Source organism: Azospirillum sp. (assembly GCF_050789165.1).
This window is the reverse complement of the sequence record NZ_JBOZRT010000104.1, coordinates 14,516-31,478: the sequence shown is the minus strand read 5'-3', so window position 1 is coordinate 31,478 and position 16,963 is coordinate 14,516. Positions and strand designations below refer to the sequence as shown.

Below are 16,963 nucleotides of genomic sequence, written 5' to 3'. Positions count from 1 at the left end.
TTCATCCCGATGGAATGCTGTGGCGCGATCATCCTGATCCTGGACATCTTGGTGGTGTCCCAGCCGCCGTCGTGTAGGGTGCCGCGGACATTCCGGCGTCCCGGCTGTCTTACCGACAAGGAAACTAACGGCGCGCCTACACCGATGACGCGGCCTCGAACAGGGTGCCCGACATGACGAAGCCCAAGCTAGAGCCGACGGTCTCGGTTCCGAAGGCGATGCAGGACCGCTACGACGCCATCACCCGGATCACCGACGCGGTCTGTGACCGCCACCTGAACACCGAGTACCGGGACATGGCGCGCCGGATGACGGCGGCCCTGTGCCGGAAACGGCCCAGCCCGCTGGCAAAGGGGCAGCCGCGCACCTGGGCGTGCGGCATCGTGTGGGCGCTGGGCAAGGTGAATTTCCTGTCGGACCCGTCGACGCGGCCGTCGATGACCCTGGCCGAGTTGAGCGCAGCCTTCGGCGTTGGGGAAAGCACGGCCAGCGCTAAGGCCCGCATCATCGACGATCTGCTGGAGTTGCACCGGCTCACACCGGAGTGGACGCTGCCGGGCATGCTCGAGCGGAATCCCCTGGTCTGGATCGCCACCGTCGACGCCCTGCCGGTGGACCTGCGGAACATGCCGCGCGAGGTCCAGCAGATTGCTTACGAGAAGGGGCTGATCCCGTACGTTCCTGCGGATCGCCCCGAGGATGGCGGTCAGGGCGGGTGAAGCAAGCCCTCGGTCTCGATGAGCCGCAAGGCTTCCTCCAGCGGAACGCGCGTGAACAGCGTCCGCCATTCACCGGTGTGCCGATGCCAAGCGACATTGAACGTTCCCGGCGCGGTCCATTCGATGCAGGCGAACGGTGCATCGAACTCTGGTTTGATGGCGTCCGGGCGGTCGGAGCAGTACCGTTGGACGAAGCGGTACCGGTTCGCCCGCCAGCGGCCCCGGATGTCGACGGGGTAGTTCCACTCGGTCGGCCTGACCTCGGGCAGGAAGCGCGGCTTCAGCACCTCTGCGATGAAGCGCTCGCAGGCGGCGACGATCTCCCGCATCTCCGCCTCGGTGATCGTTGGTGCGTAGACCCAGACCTTGCGGGGCTTGGGCTTCCTGCTGGTCATAAGGGTGTTTCTCCCGATGATTCGTGTAACCGCCGACATGACGTTACCCAGCGATAGATCGCAGAGACATCAACACTCCGGCCAAGCAGGTCAACGCGCAGATCCGGCGGGGCTAAACCGTTGACGGCTGGCGATGCCGCACGCCGTCATGGCGGTGACGCGAATTGGACGACCTCGTGTCCGCGGTCAGCTTATGGCAGTGCCGCGCTCCTCCGACCTGGGTCTTCCAGCAAGCCGCCGATGACGGGGGCAAGGGGGATGTGGTGGTGCGCCGCCTGAGGATGGCGAGTTCGATGCTCGAGGCGAGCGCCCGAACTCGTACAGGCATTCGTCCCATTCCGGGAGCCTTTGGCCATCGGTGTCGGCGTACCGCGTGCCAGCACGATGGGCTCAGACCGAGCGAGCTTCGGTGACAACCACAGCCCCCTGTCGTAGCCTCCGTCCAGCCGACAGAGGGAGGGCGCATGCTGAGGGTCACGGTCACGCGCGAAACGGCGACGGACGCCGAACCAATTGCCGAGGTGGTGATCGGAAAGTTCGCCGGGGGCGAGAAGCGGGCAGGCTACGCCGCCCGCGTCTACGAACCGCCGTCACCGTACTCGGAAGGCGTCGATGCGTGCTTTGAGGTGCGCGGGCATGAGCGCTACCAACCCGCTTTCGCGTTGGTGGCGGCTGTGCTCGGTGCGTGGCGCGAGGGCCGCGTAGACGAGGTCGGCGACGGCGTACGCGCAGCCCTAACGAACGCTCTCGGCTCACGGAAGGCGGCAGAGCCGACCGGCAGGATCACCGCTCCAGCAGTCGAGAACGATGGCCCGTCAGCCCGGATCGCCCGCGCGTTGCGCACCCTCGGGACCATCGGTGACGACGATCCCCGTGCACCGGCTGCCGAAGCGCTGGCTGGGTTGCTGGAAACCGTCGTGTCCGCCATCGAGGACCTTGGGGCGGACGGCAGCGTCACGCCCTCCGTCCCCACGCTGAACGCCGCCGAAATCCTGGTGGGGGACCGCGGTGACCGGGCGATTCTGGCGCTCGCCGACGCCATCGGCGCCGTGGCTGAACGATGACCGCTGAGTGTATACCGGTGCGCAGGACATCGACGGCGGCGTCCCGGGTTCTACCCCTGCTGATGCAGCTCGCCGTCCCCTTGACAGCGAGCGCTGCGCCGACGGCGTACCCGCAGCACTTCCTCGAAGCGCAGGCGCCGGATCTCATGAACGCGAGGCTGGCGCCGAAGACCCGCGAGCTCTGCTACTCCGGCTATGCGCGGGACGGAAGCAGCATCTGCGTAGCGTGACGAAGTTCACCTTGCAGTATCAGCGCACCGCCACGCGGTGGTCCAGCGCGCATTTCTTACCCAGCGCATGCCCGATCAAGCAATTCACCGGGATAATTCGGCTTCGCAAGGTGCTCGAAAATTTCCCGCACACATCCTTCTGGATCTATGAATATCTCTGATCCGGTAAACCTCAACACACTGTACCCTTGCTTCTGCAAATCCCGATCGCGCCGCTTGTCCCTCTTCGCCTGCTCTTTTGTCTTTTCATGGAAGTCGTGGCCGTCGCATTCCACCACAACGAAGTTGGACATCGGGTTCAGCGGATTCAGATGCCCAACAACCAGAAAATCCACCCGATGCTGACCGATGACGGCCTGGGTATACACATCAACGAAATAACCATCGTGGTCCAGAGTACACCGCGTGAAATCGTCCGCGATGACAAGCTCACAGCCACACCACCTCGGGACAAAATACCCACCTCCAAGCCCTTCAAAATATCTTGATAGCAGATAAGCGCCAAGCCGTACCTCGATGAAACTCTCACAGAACAACAGCCCACACTTGACCATAGTCGCTTCGTACTCGGCCACCTTTAGATAATATGTCCGCATGCGCTGCTGCAATGCACCGATGGTGGCTGCCATCTGCTCCTCTGAATACTCCGTCAACATGCTCTATACATCCCGACCTTCACGATGGATCTGAATTTTCATTTGGTTGAGTAGGCTCCATAGACCTTGCCCGCTTGGTCGGCCACAAGGCCGCACTCGATGTCGCCGGTCAGAACCTGAAATCTCTCGGTAATGTCCCTGGGGTTATCAACGGTGATTTTGAACGGCCTGTGCGTACCTAAAATCAGATAAGGCGGACGTGGATGGATCATGAAGATCAGCTTGGCATTGGCTTTAAGAGCCTTGGCGGTATCTGGAGGCATGGGGATGCGGCCGATAATGCCCTCATGCTCCACCGACTTCATGCTATCGCCCATCTTGTACGGGTTCGGTTCCTTGTTCTTCGGGAACAAGGAACCGCAGCCATATGACTTGCAGGCGCGCGTCCTGTCAAAGATCGCGGTAGTTTCGGAGTCGATGTTCGTGACATTGACCTTCACACCCATTTTGGTGGTCGCCTCGTACTCGCCCACGACCTTCTGCTTCTGTGTAACTACAGCGTGAATAGAATCGCTGAGCCCCACTTCCTTCCCGTTCGGGTCCTTGTACCCACTCAGCGCCGACCACCACGCAAAAGCCTCGTTGCTGAACGCATAGGTGCTAACGATCAGCACTTCCTTATCGGCGTCGTACTTCAGGTATTCGACATTTGGCGCCCGCTCAATGAGCAGGGTCTGAGGTGCCTTCTTCGCCGCCTCAGCGACCCTGGCGTTGTACGCGGCTGTCGTCTCGAACTCGCTCTTCGGTTCGATCTTAGGGAGCAATGCGGCGGCCTCGTCGAACGGCACGGAGGACACCGTCTTGCCCTTGTAGTCGCCGCATGCGGCGGCGATGGCCACAGACGGGGGCACGCAGCACACAAGCGCCAGAACCACAACGAACCGAAGCGCCATTGCCGCCTCCCAACCAGCATCCGTGGAGTTCGTCGAAGACTCTACACTCAAGCGTGAGCTTTGCAACGGCGTCCCAGCGTCATCGTCAGATCAGGATCATGGAAAACGCGCCATGCGTTGGGCGCGTTGATGGCTGCGGCGACCGCACGGACCTTCTTTTCCCGGCCCATCAGGCGCCCGATCGTGCCGTTCAAGGTCAGGCACCCGACGCTCACGGCGACGAACACATCAACATCAAGGCGTTACCGCACAGCAGTGCGAGAGCGACGTCGTTTCGGTTGCATTTGCGTGCGCGCGTTCTTACCCTGGCTGCGTCTCTTGGGAGGTCGCCATGGCGCTGAACGTGCTGGGACGGTTTGTGCTCATCGCCGGGGTGGCAGGTCTGCTCGGCGGGTGCCAAGCGCCAGTCGGTGGACAAGTTGCACGATACTGGGGGCCTGGACCCAGCGCTACCCCCGGCTACGCTGCGACCTGCCGTTCTGCGCTGACAGGCGAGGTGTACACGGCGAGGAACGCCGGGTGCTCGGGTGGAGATCAAATTCTGACCAGTGCTGCCGATCCCGCCTACTCGTCCGTCCCCATTCCTGTGGCAGCCCGCGCCCCTGCGAAGGCCATCGACGCTCCCGTGCGGAACGTGTGCGTAGACCATATCGAATCCGGCTCCCGGAAAGCGGTGAGCATCCCCGAGCTCATACGGGCGATGTCCACGATGAACCTCAAGAAGGACGAGTTCGAGACTACGGACACCTATCGCGCGCGCTTGGGCCAGCAGATGGAGAAGGTCAATGCGCTGCTGCGCTCCAAGATCGGCGAGGAAAGAATCGTGGTCAGCGTGCCAGTGGTGCAGCACGCGATGAAGTACGATGCCGATCGGGGCGCACTGACCATCGGATCGTTCTTCTCGCCCGTGGAAACTGGGGAGGCGGGGGGATTTCCAGAGAGCGTCTACCGTACCGTGATTGTGACCGACACCCTGGACCGGCAGGTTGGGGGGTACGTCGGCGAGAACGCCTACGGTGCCAAGCGAGCGGTTTCAAAGACGACCGTGCGTCAAGCCGGGATTGCCGTATCCGAGAACTCCTCGTCCATCGACGTGCGCTATTGGCCCCGAAAAGACTACTCGCTCACCTTGAACATGTCCGCCGATGAGGCCCGATCTGCAAAGGCCAACATGCGTGTCCTCGCGGTTGGACGCCTGCGCGAGCCCTACGTAGTCCAGGGTACATACCGGCACTCCCCGACGATCGACATGCCGATGGATACAGAGGTCAAGAGTACCGCTGTGAACACGGCGTTAGACTGCGCGATCATGTACAACCCAGCCACGAAGAAGGTCTACGCGACGCTGTGGTGAGGCTCCCTCACGCTGAGGCATGGCCGCCGCGCATCCTTTCTGTGAATCAGCACCGGCCTTTGCAGCCGATCACGATGCGCGGGCCATGCTTCCATCGTCATTCGACCGGCGACACGATCGATGTAGCCGCTCGTGACGGCACGGCCAATGTTTTCCGCAGATGCGCTGCGGCACGCTCATGGTGCAATTCTGAAGCTGGTGGCGGTGGGTTGCCGGAGCCGGGGGCTGCCGCAGCTACTGACCATGTCGCTGCCCGACACCGGTCCGCACCGTTACAACGCGCTGAACCACATGTGCGCGGCTCTCTTACGAATAAGTGGTATTGGTCGAGTAATGTGGTCCCGTTCACATGACGTTAACCATAGAAGAGATAGAACAGGCATCGACGCTTTCGGGCGTTTCCTCCCTGACTTGGGGCCGCGCCTGCGATGGCTGCGGCCCTTTTCTTGTGTGGGTTCAGTCCGGGGATCTCTTGGACAGTGTCTTGGCCGGGGCACAAAGTGTCGTTTTGCCCCATGCTTCGTTCAATCCACCGCGAACCGTGCAATGGCGCCCTCGTCCCACTCCATGCCAAACCCCGGCCCACGCGCTGTGACCATGCCATCGACCGGGCGCACCGGCTCGGCCAGGACGGCGCCAGCCATGTCCAGGTATTCCAGGAAGTGGCAGGTCGGGCTGACGGCCAGTGCATGCGCGCTCGCCTCGATGAACAGGTGGCTGGAGAGCGGCAGGCTGGCCGCTTCGGCCAGCGCCGTCGCCCTTAGCCATCCCGTGATGCCGCCGATCTTCATCAGGTCGGGCATCGCCAGGTCGCAGGCGCGCGCCGCCACCGCACGCGCCATGTCCGCCGGGAACCACCAGTTCTCGCCGGTCTGAACGGGGACCGGCGACACACTGCGCACGCGGGCGTGCCCTTCCAGATCCTCGGCGGCGACCGGCTCCTCCACCCAGGTCAGGTCGTAGGCAGCCAGCCGGTCGATGCGGTGGATTGCTTCCGTGACGCTCTGCGACTGATTGAGATCGACCATGAGCCGGACGGTGGCCCCAATGGTGTCGCGGACGGCGCAAACCATGGCCGCGTCCTCGGCGCTGCTGCGTTCGCCGATCTTGATCTTGATGGCTCTGAACCCGGCGCCGATGGACGCCTCCAGCATTGCCCGGTCGGCCACCGGATCGACGAGGCCGAAGCTGTCGTAGGCGGGCACGGGCTTGGCGGTCCCGCCGAGCAGTTCGACCACCGGCCGATCGGCGGCGCGACTCAGCGCATCCCACAGCGCCATGTCCAAGCCGGACAGCGCCATGCCGACAAGGCCCTGGCGACCCAGCAGACGGAAGGTCCACGACAGATCCTGGAACCGATCGGTCGGTGCGACAGGCTTGCCGACGATCAAACCAGCGAGGTCGTTGAAGAAGGCGCAAAGCGGCTTTAGCACCATGGGCGTGTAGCAGAAAATATAAGCACGCCCGATGACGTCCTGATCGGTCTGTACGTCGATGAGGATCAATGGTGCGGCCGGGATAGCGCCGGAGGCCGTCCGCAACGGCCGCGGCATCGGCGCGAGCACGGGTCGCACGCGCAGGGATCGGATGGTCGGCAGCGTGGTCATGTTTCGCCCCCTGGATCCCGGAGCCTCGGGGACTCTCGGCTTCGGTTAAGATCGCTTCTGTGCCGGGAAAGACGAGGGGCTATCGCACACGGCAACAGATCGGCGCCCCTTGTGCAACGGCCCTGAACGTGGGACTGGCATCCACTGGCGGTAACGGCCGCCGGACAAGGGGGAGTGCCGACCATGCCGCTCAGTTCGCTGTCCACCGCGTTGGCACTGGTGGTCTACGTGGCCCTGTTGTTCAACGTCGCTCGGGCGCGAGGCATCTACGGTGTGAAAGCGCCGAACGTGACCGGCCATCCCGAGTTCGAGAAACGATACCGCGTCCAGATGAATACGCTGGAGCAGCTGGTGTTCATGCTGCCTGCCCTATGGCTCTGCGCGGTGTGGGTTGGCGACGGGTATGCTGCCGTCGGCGGGGCGGTCTGGTCGGTCGGGCGCATCGTCTATGCTCGCAGCTACTATGCGGCGGCCGAGAAACGTGGCCCGGGGTTCATGCTGACCTTCGTCCCGGCGGTGGTCATGTTGGTGGCCGCGCTGATCGCCATTGTGACGTCGGTCAATTGAGGGGACTGTGGATCGGCATGGGTTCCCGGCGCCGACTGACCGGCTGCCCCTGACCAACTTGTGCTCAGCTGGCATGGCGTCATCGGGCTTGCCCCCCAACCTGCCTCAGATACCGGGCGCCTGCTCGACCATCGCTTCGATCTCCTGGATGCGGGCGAGAACCGTGCTCGGCTTGCGGAACGGCCTCGGCGCAAACGGCCCGTCGGGCACTTCCGCACCATCGGTGGCCAACAGAGCGTCGTCCTCGTCCGCATCGCGCGCCTTTACCGTACGGCTTCTCGGGCTGACGCTGAGCTTGACGCCCGCAGCCTTCGGGCCGTCGGCCATGCGGGCCTTGGGATCGACCAGGAACGTATGGTCGCCGTGCCGCGCCGTTTCAACCATGCCCGCCGTCCACGACGGGGCACGCCGCAACTCGTCGTGCGAGTAGAAATACCGGGCACCGTGCGTCGGATCGTCGAGGTGGCCGGTCAACGCCAGGGCGGCGATGGTCACCGCCCGGGTCCAGGCTGTGGGGTCGAAGTCCCTGGCCTGCTCCATGCGGTGCGCCCGGCCCTTCCGGGTCGCCGTCCAACTGAACTGCGCCTGCTGGTAGATCACCTTGCAGACCGGCCCGGCCGCACGACCGCCGAAGGAGGCTGGAACCGGCCGCGGTGAACCGAAGGACGCCGCGACAGCGGGTTCGACGGTGTCGCGGACGCGGTTCAGCGTCACCATGGCCACCGCCGACTGGCTCGTGACCGATTGATCGCGGGTTTCAAAGTAGACGTTGCGCGCCAGACAGGTCACTTCGCGGTGATCGGTGACGGTCGAGGCGGTCTCGGTGGGGGCGGTCATCATCCAGACCGCGGCGATGACGCGGGCGACGATGTCGGCTGATGCGATGTCGAGCATTGGTTTCCCTCTGTTCGCGCTCATCCGGTGAATCAGATCAGTCTCGTACTGGAAAGCCGTGGTCGGCGGTCACGGCGGACGGTCTCCTGGTGTCGTGCGTTGCTGGACGCGAGTCGTCGGGTAGCGAAGAGGTCGAAGGGGGCGACGGTCGGGAGACGCGGTCGGGGTGGACAATGCAAAGGCCGGGTGGTGATCGTGTCGATCGCCAATCCGGCCCTCAACTTCAACCCAAATGGGCCGACCGTCAGGCGGCCAGCGGCTTGGAGACGGCTGCGACCGTGACCTCGACGCGAGCGGCGATCGGGGCGAACGCCTCCTGGACGATCTTGGCCGACAGCTGCGACAGGCGGGTGCTCTCGGCAACAAAGGACTGGACGCTCTGCTGGGCGAAGGCGCTCTGGAGCGCGAAGGCGTCCTGCGGCGACTTGACCGACAGCAGGCTCTGGCCGGTGGCGGCGGCCTTCTCGAACGACGCCTGGGTGAAGGCGGCGGCTTGGCGGCTCACGTCCTCGAAGCCCTTGAAGAGGATGGTGTTCGCCTTGACGACGGCGTCCAGGTTGGCCTGGCCGAGCACGGCGAGGTCCTGGTAGCCCTTGTTCAGCTGCTGGCTGGCCTTGGCGACCTGCTCCTGGCTGGACTTTGCGAGATCCTCAAAGCCCTTCTTGGCCTGGGTGGCGACGTCGTCAAGAACCTTGGGGGCCTTGGCGATGGCAGTGATCTGGGCAGTCATGGTCGTATCCTTTGTCCGTGAGAGCGAACCGCACCATCCCGAAAGGTCATGGCTCCGGAGGGACGCCAATGGCGGGGCTCCTCAGTTCATGTTGCAATGCAACATAACCGCATCGTACGTGATTCACGACCAAGGTCAAGATTTTTTGTGCAGTGCACAATGAGCGCTCCAGCCCGCTCATCCGACCAGGACGCCATCAGTAGATGAGTTCGCCCTCGCCGCCGCCTTCGGAGATGACGATCTCACTGCGCGCTGCCAGATCCTTGGCCAGCTGCACCATGTACATCTGCGCCTCGTCGACGTCGTGCACCCGCACCGGGCCCATCGCCGCCATGTCCTCGCGCAAGATCTTCGCCGCACGCTCCGACATGTTGGAAAACAACAGGTCCTCAAAGCTCGACAGGAGGATACCGGAGGCAGCGGCTGCGGGAGCTTCCGGTGACAACCGGGAAATCCTGTCGTAGCCTCCGTGCCGCCGACAGAAGGAGGGCGCATGCTGAGGGTCACGGTCACGCGCGAGACGGCCACGGAAGCCGAGCCGATCGCCGAGGTGGTGATCGGAAAGTTTGCGGGGGGCGAGAAGCGGGCAGGCTACGCGGCACGAGTCCACGAACCCCCTTCGCCGTATTCGGATGGCGTCGATGCGTGCTTCGAGGTGCGCGGGCATGAGCGCTACCAGCCCGCTTTCGCCCTTGTGGCCGCGGTGCTCGGAGCTTGGCGCGAGGGCCGTGTGGACGAGGTCGGCGACGGCGTGCGCGCGGCCCTGACGAACGCCCTTGGCTCACGAAAGGTGGCGGAGCCGGTCGGCAGGGTCGCCGCTCCAACCGTCGAGAACAATGCTCCGACAGCGCGGATCGCCCGCGCGCTGTGCACCCTCGGGACCATCGGCGACGACGATCCTCGCGCACCGGCTGCCGAAGCGCTGGCCGGGCTTCTGGAGACCGTCGTGTCCGCTGTTGAGGAGCTTAGGACGAACGGCAGCGTCACGCCCTCGGTCCGGGCGCTGGACGCCGCCGCGACCCTGGTGGCGGACCGCGGCGACCGGGCGATTCTGGCGCTCGCCGACGCCGTCAACGCCGTGGCTAGCCGATGACCTGGGACCCCGTGTCCATGCGCAGGGCAGCGGTGGCGAGTTCCTGGGTTCTCCCCCTGCTGATGCTGCTCGCCGTCCCCTCGGCAGCGAGCGCTGCGCCGACGGCGTGCCCGGAACATTTTCTCGAGGCACAGGCGCCGGATCTCGTCAACGCGAAGCTGGCGCCGAAGACGCGCGAGCTCTGTTACTCCGGCTACGCGGCACTGCACTCGGGCATCACCAGGACCTCGCTGTGGACAGCCGAGCGCCTGACGCGCGAACGCCTCACGGCCGCCAAAGGGCTGGAGCGCAACAACACCTTCCACGCCGACCCCAACCTGCCGCAGGATGAGCGCGCCGAGTTGGCCGACTACCGCGGCTCCGGTTTCGACCGCGGTCACTTGGCGCCGTCGGGCGACATGCCGGACCCGCAGGCTCAGGACGAGTCCTTCAGCTTGGCGAACATGGTCCCGCAGAACGCTGACAATAACCGGAACCTCTGGGAGGGGATCGAGTCGTCGGTTCGAAACCTGGCGCGCCGCAACGGCGAACTCTATGTGGTCACGGGTCCCTTCTACCAGGGCTCGAGCATTCAGCGCATCCGCGGTCGCGTCCTGGTGCCAACCCACCTGTTCAAGGCGGTCTACGACGTCCGCCAGCGCAAGGCCGCCGCCTACTTGGTCGAGAACGCCCCCGGCAACAGTTACCAGCGCATCTCCATCGCCGACCTGGAAGAGCTGACGGGAATCGCCGTCTTCCCCGGCCTGCCGGAGACGCAACGCGACGCCATGCTCGACCTGCCCGAGCCCCGCCCGCACGGAAAGGGCGGCCGGAAGGCGAAACCCGACGAGCCGGGGTTCACCGAGATGGATGTGCTCAGGTTGCTGAAGCAGTTGGCACGCTGATGAGAAGGAAACCATGACGCAGGCATTGAGGCCCTTCGCCGACGATGCGGCCGCCACCCAGATTGGCGACCTCTCGATCGAGAACGGCACCGACAAGGTGGCGGTCTACGGCTCGCTGGACATCACCCGGGACAAGCAGGGGCTGGAGCACGCGCGCAGGCTCAAGGACCTGCTCGATGCCGTCGTGCATGCGCTCGAGGCGGAAAAGAACCTGCCGGACAGCGTGCCGCCGCCAGAGGCGCCCGACACGGTGGAGAACCCGTTCGCCTGACGCCCAGTAGCATCTCAGGATGCCGGTATCTGCCTGCTCGTGCATCTGGTCATCATCGGGGCCGTGGCGGAAGCGCCGTCCTCGGAAATTCTGCGCCTAGGGTTCCGGAGGAACCTTGCGGCCCACGCCCAGAGGGTGAAAACGGATAGCCCCTCTCCCCGTGTTGCAGCCTGCGCTCGAATGAACCTAATGGGTCTGCGATTTTACTATGCGCCACGGCGTCCATCACGTTTTTGTTGTTAATGAAGCTGATGTTTCTTTTTACGTAATCAACTCTTCTGCCGATGTACCGTTGCAGATAGGAAGAAGTGATATTTGAGGCATTCTCGCTGACAATGATATTCGCCCCCTTTCTGATATATGGGGTCAGCAGAGCTTTCGCAAACTCCCCAATTACAGCCTTGCCGATCTCGCCAGCCGGTAAGACATCCACGGCTTTCCCCAGCATACCAGCAATGGTCTCTTCGAGCGCTTGTCTCCTGGCCTTCAACATCTCCGCATGGTTCCACCGTGCCTCCTTGTCCGCCAAGCGCCCGGCGATATCCTTGGGTGGCTTAACATCCTCTTCCTCGGGAGGCGGCTTCACGAGGACTTCGCGGCTTCCCTCGCCCCTATCGTCATCATCATTATCGTGTGGTCCGCTGTCGCGGTCATCAGTATCACTCCGCACGTTCAAGATTACCGTGGAATAAGCGTCGAACAGTGGATGGCACGGCTCACTTGAGCGCCCCCAACTGCCATGAACGGTATATTGAAAGCGATTGCCTCCGCACGATCCAGCATACTTAATACCATACTTCATAATGTCTTGGAAGTCCGGATCACTCACCAACGTTTCATTATGCAAAAGCTTGATAACGGTTTCGTCTATGAGTATCATCCTTGCTTGCTCAAGCTCAAAGCGAAGAGATGCATGCCATCTCCTGAGGGCCTCTTCGTTGGTCGCCTCGTATACAGCCAGAATCCCAAATGGCGACAGAATTGTGAAAAAGGACATCGAGAACACAACGAGTGCAAACCCCTCAATAATGTCTAGCGTCCTGTGTGCAAATCGATAAATGATCGGCCTCGCCAGGACCACACCAACGCACCCCATAAGCAATACCAATACCCAAGACTCACCCGCGGCTTTCACGTAATTCTCGTACAACTCCTTAGCAAGCTGAACCTCCCTCCAGACATTTGCAGTAATTAATTTATATGAAAACGATGATAAAAAATAGACAGCAACGGCTTCCACGCTAAGTATAATCGAGACAATAAACACAACATTAGCCAGTTTTCTGGCGGCATCGATTAGTCTGGAAGGAGCCTGCTCGGCTACCAACAACACTGCAAATCCTGCGAGGAAGCTGAGGGCGTAGGGCTCGCTTTTTGAAAGCTCCCAATACAGCATAATAATCAGCATAGCGAGCATCATGGCGACTAGAACAACCGCCACCTTCAGCAATTCAACCATGCCCGCCCTCCAAGACCACTGTCGCGCAGTCCCATGGTGCGGAACGTAGGGATCCAATGCCCCCGCGTCAAAGCGCATGCACTAGTGGCCCGCACCTGACGCTCGTTTAGCCTTGTTGATGCTGGCGATGATGCGGTCCGGATCGGCGGTCCAGACGAAGCGCTTGGCCGTCTTGTTGTGCTCGGCAATGTAGCGGTGGATGGCGGCTTGCAGGTCCACGATGCCGCGGAAGCTGCCCCGCCGCAGGCGTTTGGCCGTCAGCTTGGCGAAGAAGCCCTCGACCGCGTTCAGCCACGACGCCGAGGTCGGGGTGAAGTGGAAGACCCACCGCGGGTGCTTTTCCAACCAAGCGCGGACTTTCGGGTGCTTGTGGGTGGCGTAGTTGTCCAGGATTACGTGCACCACCTTGCCGACTGGCACAGCCGCCTCGACGGCGTTGAGGAAGCGAAGGAACTCCTGATGGCGGTGCCGCGCCGCGCACTGGCCGAGCACGGTGCCGTCCAGCACGTTCAGTGCTGCGAACAGCGTCGTTGTGCCATGGCGGGTGTAGTCGTGGGTGTGCGTGGCGGGTTGGCCCTTGGCCAGCGGCAACCCCGGCTGGGTGCGCTCGAGGGCTTGGATTTGCGACTTCTCATCGACCGAGAGCACCAGTGCGTGCTGCGGCGGGTCCATGTACAGGCCGACCACGTCCTGGACCTTCTCGACGAACTTGGGATCGCGCGACAGCTTGAAGGTGCGCACCCGATGTGGTCTGAGGCCGTGAGCGCGCCAGATGCGGCGCACGCTGGTGCCGCTCACCCCGCTGGCCGCCGCCATCGTGCGGCTGCTCCAGTGCGTCGCTTCGCCGGGCGGTTCCTGGAGCGTCATCTCCACCACGCGCTCGATCACCTCCGGCGCCAAGGCTGGGATGCGCGACGGGCGCGTCTTGTCGCGCAGCAACCCGTCCACGCCCTGCTCCTGGACGCGCCGCTGCCAGCGGTGCACGGTCGGCAAAGCGACGCCGACCTCCCGGGCAATGGCGCCGTTCAGGCGCGTGCCGTCGCTCAGCAGAGCGATCCGGGCGCGCGGCACCAGCTTCTGCGGCGTGCTGCCACTGCGGATGAGGCCCCCCAACCGATCCCGGTCGGCCGGAGCCAGCTTCAGATCAATGGCCCACTGCGAGACATCCATGCCCCGCAGCCTGCCAGCATCCTTTGTAGAACGTAACTGCCTGTTTGGCGCAGGCCACTAGGCTCTGTCACCAAAGCTGCGTAACCAGACCATAACCGAGGCGATCCGGACGAAGGCGAGAAAGTGGGCATCGAGCTTGCCGTAGCGGGTCGCCACACGGCGGAACTGCTTCAGCTTTCCAACCAACCGCTCGACAAGGTTCCGCCGCCGATACGCAGTATGGTCGAAGTCCGGATTTCCGGGTTGGTCGGCACGACTGGGGATGATCGGTACGATGCGCTTGCGGCACAATGCCTTGAGCAGCCACGCAGCCGAGCACGCCTTGTCAGCGATCACGGCGCTAGATTCCAAACGCGGCCGGATGTCCACGCAAAGCTGGGGCTCGGCCAGAGTTGAAGTTGAGACGATGTCGAACGATGGTCATCCGATGAAGGGACACCGATTTGTCGCGTGGTTGATCGCCGCGGGGATCATCGCGGCCAGTCCCGCCCTGGCTGACACGCCGACCGGCGCGGCTCGGGAACTCGCAACGAAGACCTGCGCAGTCCTTGCCGCTCGCGTGGACGAGATACCCGGCTCCGGGCCGGTCTTCCTGCGCAGCTATGACAGCAGCTTCGGCCAGGGACCGACCGCGGAACCAGCGTTGGCCAACGCCGCCTTCACCTACGACAATGCGCTCGCGGCCATTGCGCTGACCGCCTGCGGTCACCGAGCCCATGCGCAGCGCATCGGGGAGGCGTTGCTGTCCGCTGTCAACCTTGATCGCGCAGGGACGAAAGGGCGGCTTCGCAACACCTACCGAGCCGGGGCACAGACCCAGCGGCCGATTCCGCCCATGGGGTGGTGGGATGTCGTCGCGAGCCGTTGGTTCGAAGACCCTTACCAAGTCGGAACAGCCACCGGGAACGTGGCGTGGGCAGCCCTGGCGTTGCTGACCTTGAGCGAGGTTACGGGGAAAACCCGATTCCGCGACGGCGCCGCAGTGCTGGCCGAGTGGACGGTGCAGCACACGCGCGATGGGCAGGGACCAGACGGCTTCACCGGCGGCGTCCACGGCTACGACGACGCGCCCCAGGTGCTCACCTGGAAATCGACCGAGCACAACACCGATCTGGTGGCCGTCTTCGACTGGCTGGACCGCGCGGGCGCACCAGGAGACTGGTCCCATCAGGCCAAGGCCGCGCGAGCGTTTCTGGACGCGGTGTGGGATGAGGCCAGCGGGCACTTCTTCGTCGGCACCACGCCCGACGGCGTGACGGTCAACCGCGCGGTCTCCAGCCTCGATGTCCAGCTCTGGCCACTGCTGCTCCACGGCGCGCTGGAGCGGTGGCAAAGGTCGCTGACCTACGCTGAAGGCGCTCACGCCGTGGATGGTGGGTTTGACTTCAACGATGACCGCGACGGGCTCTGGGTGGAGGGAACGGCACAAGCCGCCCTTGCCTTCCGCGCTGTCGGCCGCGCCACCGATGCGGATCGTCTACTCGCCGAGGTCGCCAAGGAGCTGAGCCCCAGCGGCTACATTTGGGCCACCCGCCAGCCCAGCATCTCCACCGGCCTCGCCATCGGCCCCTCCAGCGCCACCGACGACTTCCGCTACTATCGCCGCCCCCATCTGGGTGCGACAGCGTGGGCGGCGATGGCGGCATTGAGCTGGAATCCCTTCACTGGGCAGCGCTTGCAACCAGTTCGGGTGCGGACGACCGGATCGAAATGACCGCATCGACCCCTTCGGCGGCTCCTGCTTCGAACACTGCGCGCGCCAGGACGCGGCCCCACGTTCATTCAGCTTCTTGCGGCTTCATGGATTCATCCCGACACCCGGTCGCCTTCGACGGAAAGCTTGCCCCGGCGCGGTTGTATTTGTCTAATCTAGTCATGTTGGCGGTTGCGTCGATTATGGAATCTCCAGTAACTGTCCCTACGGCCGTCCGCCGAACCAACGCATAGTACCAGAACGAGCCTGTGGGAGGTGCAGTGGGATGGCTGATCCAGGCAGCGATAAGCCTCCGTTCGTGGACTGCGCAGAGCCGGGCGGCAACAGATTCGTGACCTATGCGATCCGTTGCCCGCACACCGGCGCAGCCTTCTATGTCGGTCAGACGGAGGACTTCGCCAAGCGGCAGCGGACCCACCTCAAGGGACTCCGGGTCCGACCGCGCGGAACAGGTGTGCGGAGGTGGCTCCATGCAGTGGTCTCGTCTGGGGGAACGCCGGTATTCGAGGTGCTGGAGGAGGTTGGCACCCTGGCTGAGTCCATCGAATCCGAGAGCCGATGGATTGGACTCCTGGCAACTCGCGGCGAGCCGCTGCTTAACAAGCATCGTTGGCATCGCGACATCATGGCAGAGGCGATAGGTGGGGTAAGGGCGACCATGGACACGGCGACTGGAAATGGGGCGGAGCGTGAAGCCGCTATCACCGATCATTGGACGGTCTACGGCATCGTCGATCCCGCCGATCACCGGGTCTTCTACGTCGGTACGGTGAACGGCACCCGCGCATACAGAGCAGGCGAGCATCCGAAGGTTGATGAACGCATCCGTCAGATCCGCGGGGGTGGGGCGATGCCCGTGTTCGTCGTCTTCGAAGTGACCGGCGGAAGCGACGCGGCTGAGCGAGCCCAGGTCTTCTGGGTCGAGGTGCTCACAGGCCGGGGAAACAAGCTGCTGAACGGGGGTGGCTACCGCCCGCCGCCTAAGGTGGCGAAGCCGAAATTGTCGCCGGAGGAACGGCGCGCGGCGGCTCGCCAGCGCGCCATAGAACATGGCCTGCCGGAAAATACCGGGCAGGCTTGGACCGACGAACAGGACGTTGAATTAACGCGCTTGTACCGTGACGAGGGAAAAGGTGGAACGGAACTGGCCGACCACTTCGGGCGAACCCGTGGTGCTATTGGGTCACGTCTTGTAAGGCTTGGTCTGCTGGAGGACAGGCGCGATCTGCGGGCGTGAGGGGAACGCCGACGCCGTGACTGGGG

At 63.6% G+C, this 16,963-nt stretch carries 19 protein-coding genes and 1 pseudogene; 9 read left to right on the top strand and 11 right to left on the bottom strand.

Features of this window, described 5'->3' with window-relative positions:
* Window positions 1–173 precede the first annotated feature (173 nt).
* Window positions 174–719: a DUF6398 domain-containing protein gene (locus ACRWK7_RS23230; protein WP_431858688.1), complete on the top strand. Its 546-nt coding sequence runs from the start codon at window positions 174–176 to the stop codon at window positions 717–719.
* On the opposite strand, the gene ACRWK7_RS23225 is transcribed toward ACRWK7_RS23230, so the two are convergent.
* Window positions 707–1,114: a hypothetical protein gene (locus ACRWK7_RS23225; RefSeq protein ID WP_431858687.1), complete on the bottom strand. Its 408-nt coding sequence runs from the start codon at window positions 1,112–1,114 to the stop codon at window positions 707–709. The two genes, ACRWK7_RS23230 and ACRWK7_RS23225, sit on opposite strands and share 13 nt — an antisense overlap.
* A 464-nt stretch (window positions 1,115–1,578) precedes the next feature.
* Between ACRWK7_RS23225 and ACRWK7_RS23220 the strand changes: the two genes are divergently transcribed.
* Window positions 1,579–2,178 carry a hypothetical protein gene (locus ACRWK7_RS23220; protein ID WP_431858686.1) on the top strand — a complete coding sequence of 200 codons (600 nt, stop codon included), beginning with the start codon at window positions 1,579–1,581 and terminating at the stop codon, window positions 2,176–2,178.
* A 286-nt stretch (window positions 2,179–2,464) separates the two neighbouring features.
* Here ACRWK7_RS23220 and ACRWK7_RS23215 read toward each other — a convergent pair whose 3' ends face one another.
* The 3 genes from ACRWK7_RS23215 to ACRWK7_RS23205 all read right to left on the bottom strand — a co-directional run bounded on the left by ACRWK7_RS23215 (window position 2,465) and on the right by ACRWK7_RS23205 (window position 4,184).
* The gene (locus ACRWK7_RS23215; protein ID WP_431858685.1) at window positions 2,465–3,037 is read right to left on the bottom strand and encodes an endonuclease domain-containing protein; all 573 of its coding nucleotides are present in this window, start codon (window positions 3,035–3,037) and stop codon (window positions 2,465–2,467) included.
* Between the two features lie 65 nt (window positions 3,038–3,102).
* Window positions 3,103–3,957 carry a hypothetical protein gene (locus ACRWK7_RS23210; protein WP_431858684.1) on the bottom strand — a complete coding sequence of 285 codons (855 nt, stop codon included), beginning with the start codon at window positions 3,955–3,957 and terminating at the stop codon, window positions 3,103–3,105.
* 47 nt (window positions 3,958–4,004) lie between these two features.
* Window positions 4,005–4,184 carry a hypothetical protein gene (locus ACRWK7_RS23205; RefSeq protein WP_431858683.1) on the bottom strand — a complete coding sequence of 60 codons (180 nt, stop codon included), beginning with the start codon at window positions 4,182–4,184 and terminating at the stop codon, window positions 4,005–4,007.
* A gap of 104 nt (window positions 4,185–4,288) precedes the next feature.
* Here ACRWK7_RS23205 and ACRWK7_RS23200 point away from each other — a divergent pair, with 104 nt between their 5' ends.
* Window positions 4,289–5,311 (top strand): hypothetical protein, encoded by a 1,023-nt coding sequence (locus tag ACRWK7_RS23200; protein WP_431858682.1) that lies wholly within the window; start codon window positions 4,289–4,291, stop codon window positions 5,309–5,311.
* Between the two features lie 524 nt (window positions 5,312–5,835).
* On the opposite strand, the gene ACRWK7_RS23195 is transcribed toward ACRWK7_RS23200, so the two are convergent.
* Window positions 5,836–6,918, bottom strand: a complete 1,083-nt coding sequence (locus ACRWK7_RS23195) for an enolase C-terminal domain-like protein (protein ID WP_431858681.1) — start codon at window positions 6,916–6,918, stop codon at window positions 5,836–5,838.
* 183 nt (window positions 6,919–7,101) lie between these two features.
* Between ACRWK7_RS23195 and ACRWK7_RS23190 the strand changes: the two genes are divergently transcribed.
* On the top strand, window positions 7,102–7,485 hold the full coding sequence (locus ACRWK7_RS23190; protein WP_431858680.1) for an MAPEG family protein: 384 nt from the start codon (window positions 7,102–7,104) through the stop codon (window positions 7,483–7,485).
* A 105-nt stretch (window positions 7,486–7,590) separates the two neighbouring features.
* Here ACRWK7_RS23190 and ACRWK7_RS23185 read toward each other — a convergent pair whose 3' ends face one another.
* The 3 genes and pseudogenes from ACRWK7_RS23185 to ACRWK7_RS23175 all read right to left on the bottom strand — a co-directional run.
* On the bottom strand, window positions 7,591–8,379 hold the full coding sequence (locus ACRWK7_RS23185; RefSeq protein WP_431858679.1) for a cell wall hydrolase: 789 nt from the start codon (window positions 8,377–8,379) through the stop codon (window positions 7,591–7,593).
* A gap of 244 nt (window positions 8,380–8,623) precedes the next feature.
* Window positions 8,624–9,109, bottom strand: a complete 486-nt coding sequence (locus ACRWK7_RS23180; RefSeq protein ID WP_431858678.1) for a phasin family protein — start codon at window positions 9,107–9,109, stop codon at window positions 8,624–8,626.
* 196 nt (window positions 9,110–9,305) lie between these two features.
* A pseudogene (locus tag ACRWK7_RS23175) lies at window positions 9,306–9,506 on the bottom strand (FliG C-terminal domain-containing protein); the annotation flags it as partial.
* Window positions 9,507–9,602: 96 nt separating this feature from the next.
* On the opposite strand from ACRWK7_RS23175, the gene ACRWK7_RS23170 reads away from it, so the two are divergent.
* The 3 genes from ACRWK7_RS23170 (at window position 9,603) to ACRWK7_RS23160 (ending at window position 11,357) form a co-directional block, all read left to right on the top strand.
* Window positions 9,603–10,202, top strand: coding sequence for a hypothetical protein (locus tag ACRWK7_RS23170; protein ID WP_431858677.1), 600 nt, complete (start codon window positions 9,603–9,605; stop codon window positions 10,200–10,202).
* A gap of 62 nt (window positions 10,203–10,264) precedes the next feature.
* Entirely contained in the window at window positions 10,265–11,086 is an 822-nt protein-coding gene (locus tag ACRWK7_RS23165) for a DNA/RNA non-specific endonuclease (RefSeq protein ID WP_431858676.1), read from the top strand.
* Between the two features lie 13 nt (window positions 11,087–11,099).
* On the top strand, window positions 11,100–11,357 hold the full coding sequence (locus tag ACRWK7_RS23160; protein WP_431858675.1) for a hypothetical protein: 258 nt from the start codon (window positions 11,100–11,102) through the stop codon (window positions 11,355–11,357).
* 52 nt (window positions 11,358–11,409) lie between these two features.
* On the opposite strand, the gene ACRWK7_RS23155 is transcribed toward ACRWK7_RS23160, so the two are convergent.
* From ACRWK7_RS23155 to ACRWK7_RS23145, 3 genes are all read right to left on the bottom strand, one after another.
* The gene (locus tag ACRWK7_RS23155) at window positions 11,410–12,816 is read right to left on the bottom strand and encodes a hypothetical protein (RefSeq protein ID WP_431858674.1); all 1,407 of its coding nucleotides are present in this window, start codon (window positions 12,814–12,816) and stop codon (window positions 11,410–11,412) included.
* Window positions 12,817–12,897: 81 nt separating this feature from the next.
* Window positions 12,898–13,986: an IS630 family transposase gene (locus ACRWK7_RS23150; protein WP_431858673.1), complete on the bottom strand. Its 1,089-nt coding sequence runs from the start codon at window positions 13,984–13,986 to the stop codon at window positions 12,898–12,900.
* Between the two features lie 57 nt (window positions 13,987–14,043).
* Window positions 14,044–14,376, bottom strand: a complete 333-nt coding sequence (locus tag ACRWK7_RS23145; protein ID WP_431858771.1) for a transposase — start codon at window positions 14,374–14,376, stop codon at window positions 14,044–14,046.
* A gap of 16 nt (window positions 14,377–14,392) precedes the next feature.
* Here ACRWK7_RS23145 and ACRWK7_RS23140 point away from each other — a divergent pair, with 16 nt between their 5' ends.
* Window positions 14,393–15,700 (top strand): hypothetical protein, encoded by a 1,308-nt coding sequence (locus ACRWK7_RS23140; protein ID WP_431858672.1) that lies wholly within the window; start codon window positions 14,393–14,395, stop codon window positions 15,698–15,700.
* A gap of 265 nt (window positions 15,701–15,965) precedes the next feature.
* Entirely contained in the window at window positions 15,966–16,937 is a 972-nt protein-coding gene (locus tag ACRWK7_RS23135) for a hypothetical protein (RefSeq protein ID WP_431858671.1), read from the top strand.
* The last annotated feature ends 26 nt before the right edge of the window (window positions 16,938–16,963 follow it).

Coding starts and splice junctions, on each gene's coding strand:
- ACRWK7_RS23165 (WP_431858676.1), top strand. CDS start 10,265: ATGCTGCTCGCCGTCCCCTCGGCAGCGAGCGCTGCGCCGACGGCGTGC.
- ACRWK7_RS23200 (WP_431858682.1), top strand. CDS start 4,289: ATGGCGCTGAACGTGCTGGGACGGTTTGTGCTCATCGCCGGGGTGGCA.
- ACRWK7_RS23180 (WP_431858678.1), bottom strand. CDS start 9,109: ATGACTGCCCAGATCACTGCCATCGCCAAGGCCCCCAAGGTTCTTGAC.
- ACRWK7_RS23150 (WP_431858673.1), bottom strand. CDS start 13,986: ATGGATGTCTCGCAGTGGGCCATTGATCTGAAGCTGGCTCCGGCCGAC.
- ACRWK7_RS23140 (WP_431858672.1), top strand. CDS start 14,393: ATGTCGAACGATGGTCATCCGATGAAGGGACACCGATTTGTCGCGTGG.
- ACRWK7_RS23210 (WP_431858684.1), bottom strand. CDS start 3,957: ATGGCGCTTCGGTTCGTTGTGGTTCTGGCGCTTGTGTGCTGCGTGCCC.
- ACRWK7_RS23160 (WP_431858675.1), top strand. CDS start 11,100: ATGACGCAGGCATTGAGGCCCTTCGCCGACGATGCGGCCGCCACCCAG.
- ACRWK7_RS23155 (WP_431858674.1), bottom strand. CDS start 12,816: ATGGTTGAATTGCTGAAGGTGGCGGTTGTTCTAGTCGCCATGATGCTC.
- ACRWK7_RS23230 (WP_431858688.1), top strand. CDS start 174: ATGACGAAGCCCAAGCTAGAGCCGACGGTCTCGGTTCCGAAGGCGATG.
- ACRWK7_RS23170 (WP_431858677.1), top strand. CDS start 9,603: ATGCTGAGGGTCACGGTCACGCGCGAGACGGCCACGGAAGCCGAGCCG.
- ACRWK7_RS23215 (WP_431858685.1), bottom strand. CDS start 3,037: ATGGCAGCCACCATCGGTGCATTGCAGCAGCGCATGCGGACATATTAT.
- ACRWK7_RS23135 (WP_431858671.1), top strand. CDS start 15,966: ATGGCTGATCCAGGCAGCGATAAGCCTCCGTTCGTGGACTGCGCAGAG.
- ACRWK7_RS23190 (WP_431858680.1), top strand. CDS start 7,102: ATGCCGCTCAGTTCGCTGTCCACCGCGTTGGCACTGGTGGTCTACGTG.
- ACRWK7_RS23195 (WP_431858681.1), bottom strand. CDS start 6,918: ATGACCACGCTGCCGACCATCCGATCCCTGCGCGTGCGACCCGTGCTC.
- ACRWK7_RS23185 (WP_431858679.1), bottom strand. CDS start 8,379: ATGCTCGACATCGCATCAGCCGACATCGTCGCCCGCGTCATCGCCGCG.
- ACRWK7_RS23225 (WP_431858687.1), bottom strand. CDS start 1,114: ATGACCAGCAGGAAGCCCAAGCCCCGCAAGGTCTGGGTCTACGCACCA.
- ACRWK7_RS23220 (WP_431858686.1), top strand. CDS start 1,579: ATGCTGAGGGTCACGGTCACGCGCGAAACGGCGACGGACGCCGAACCA.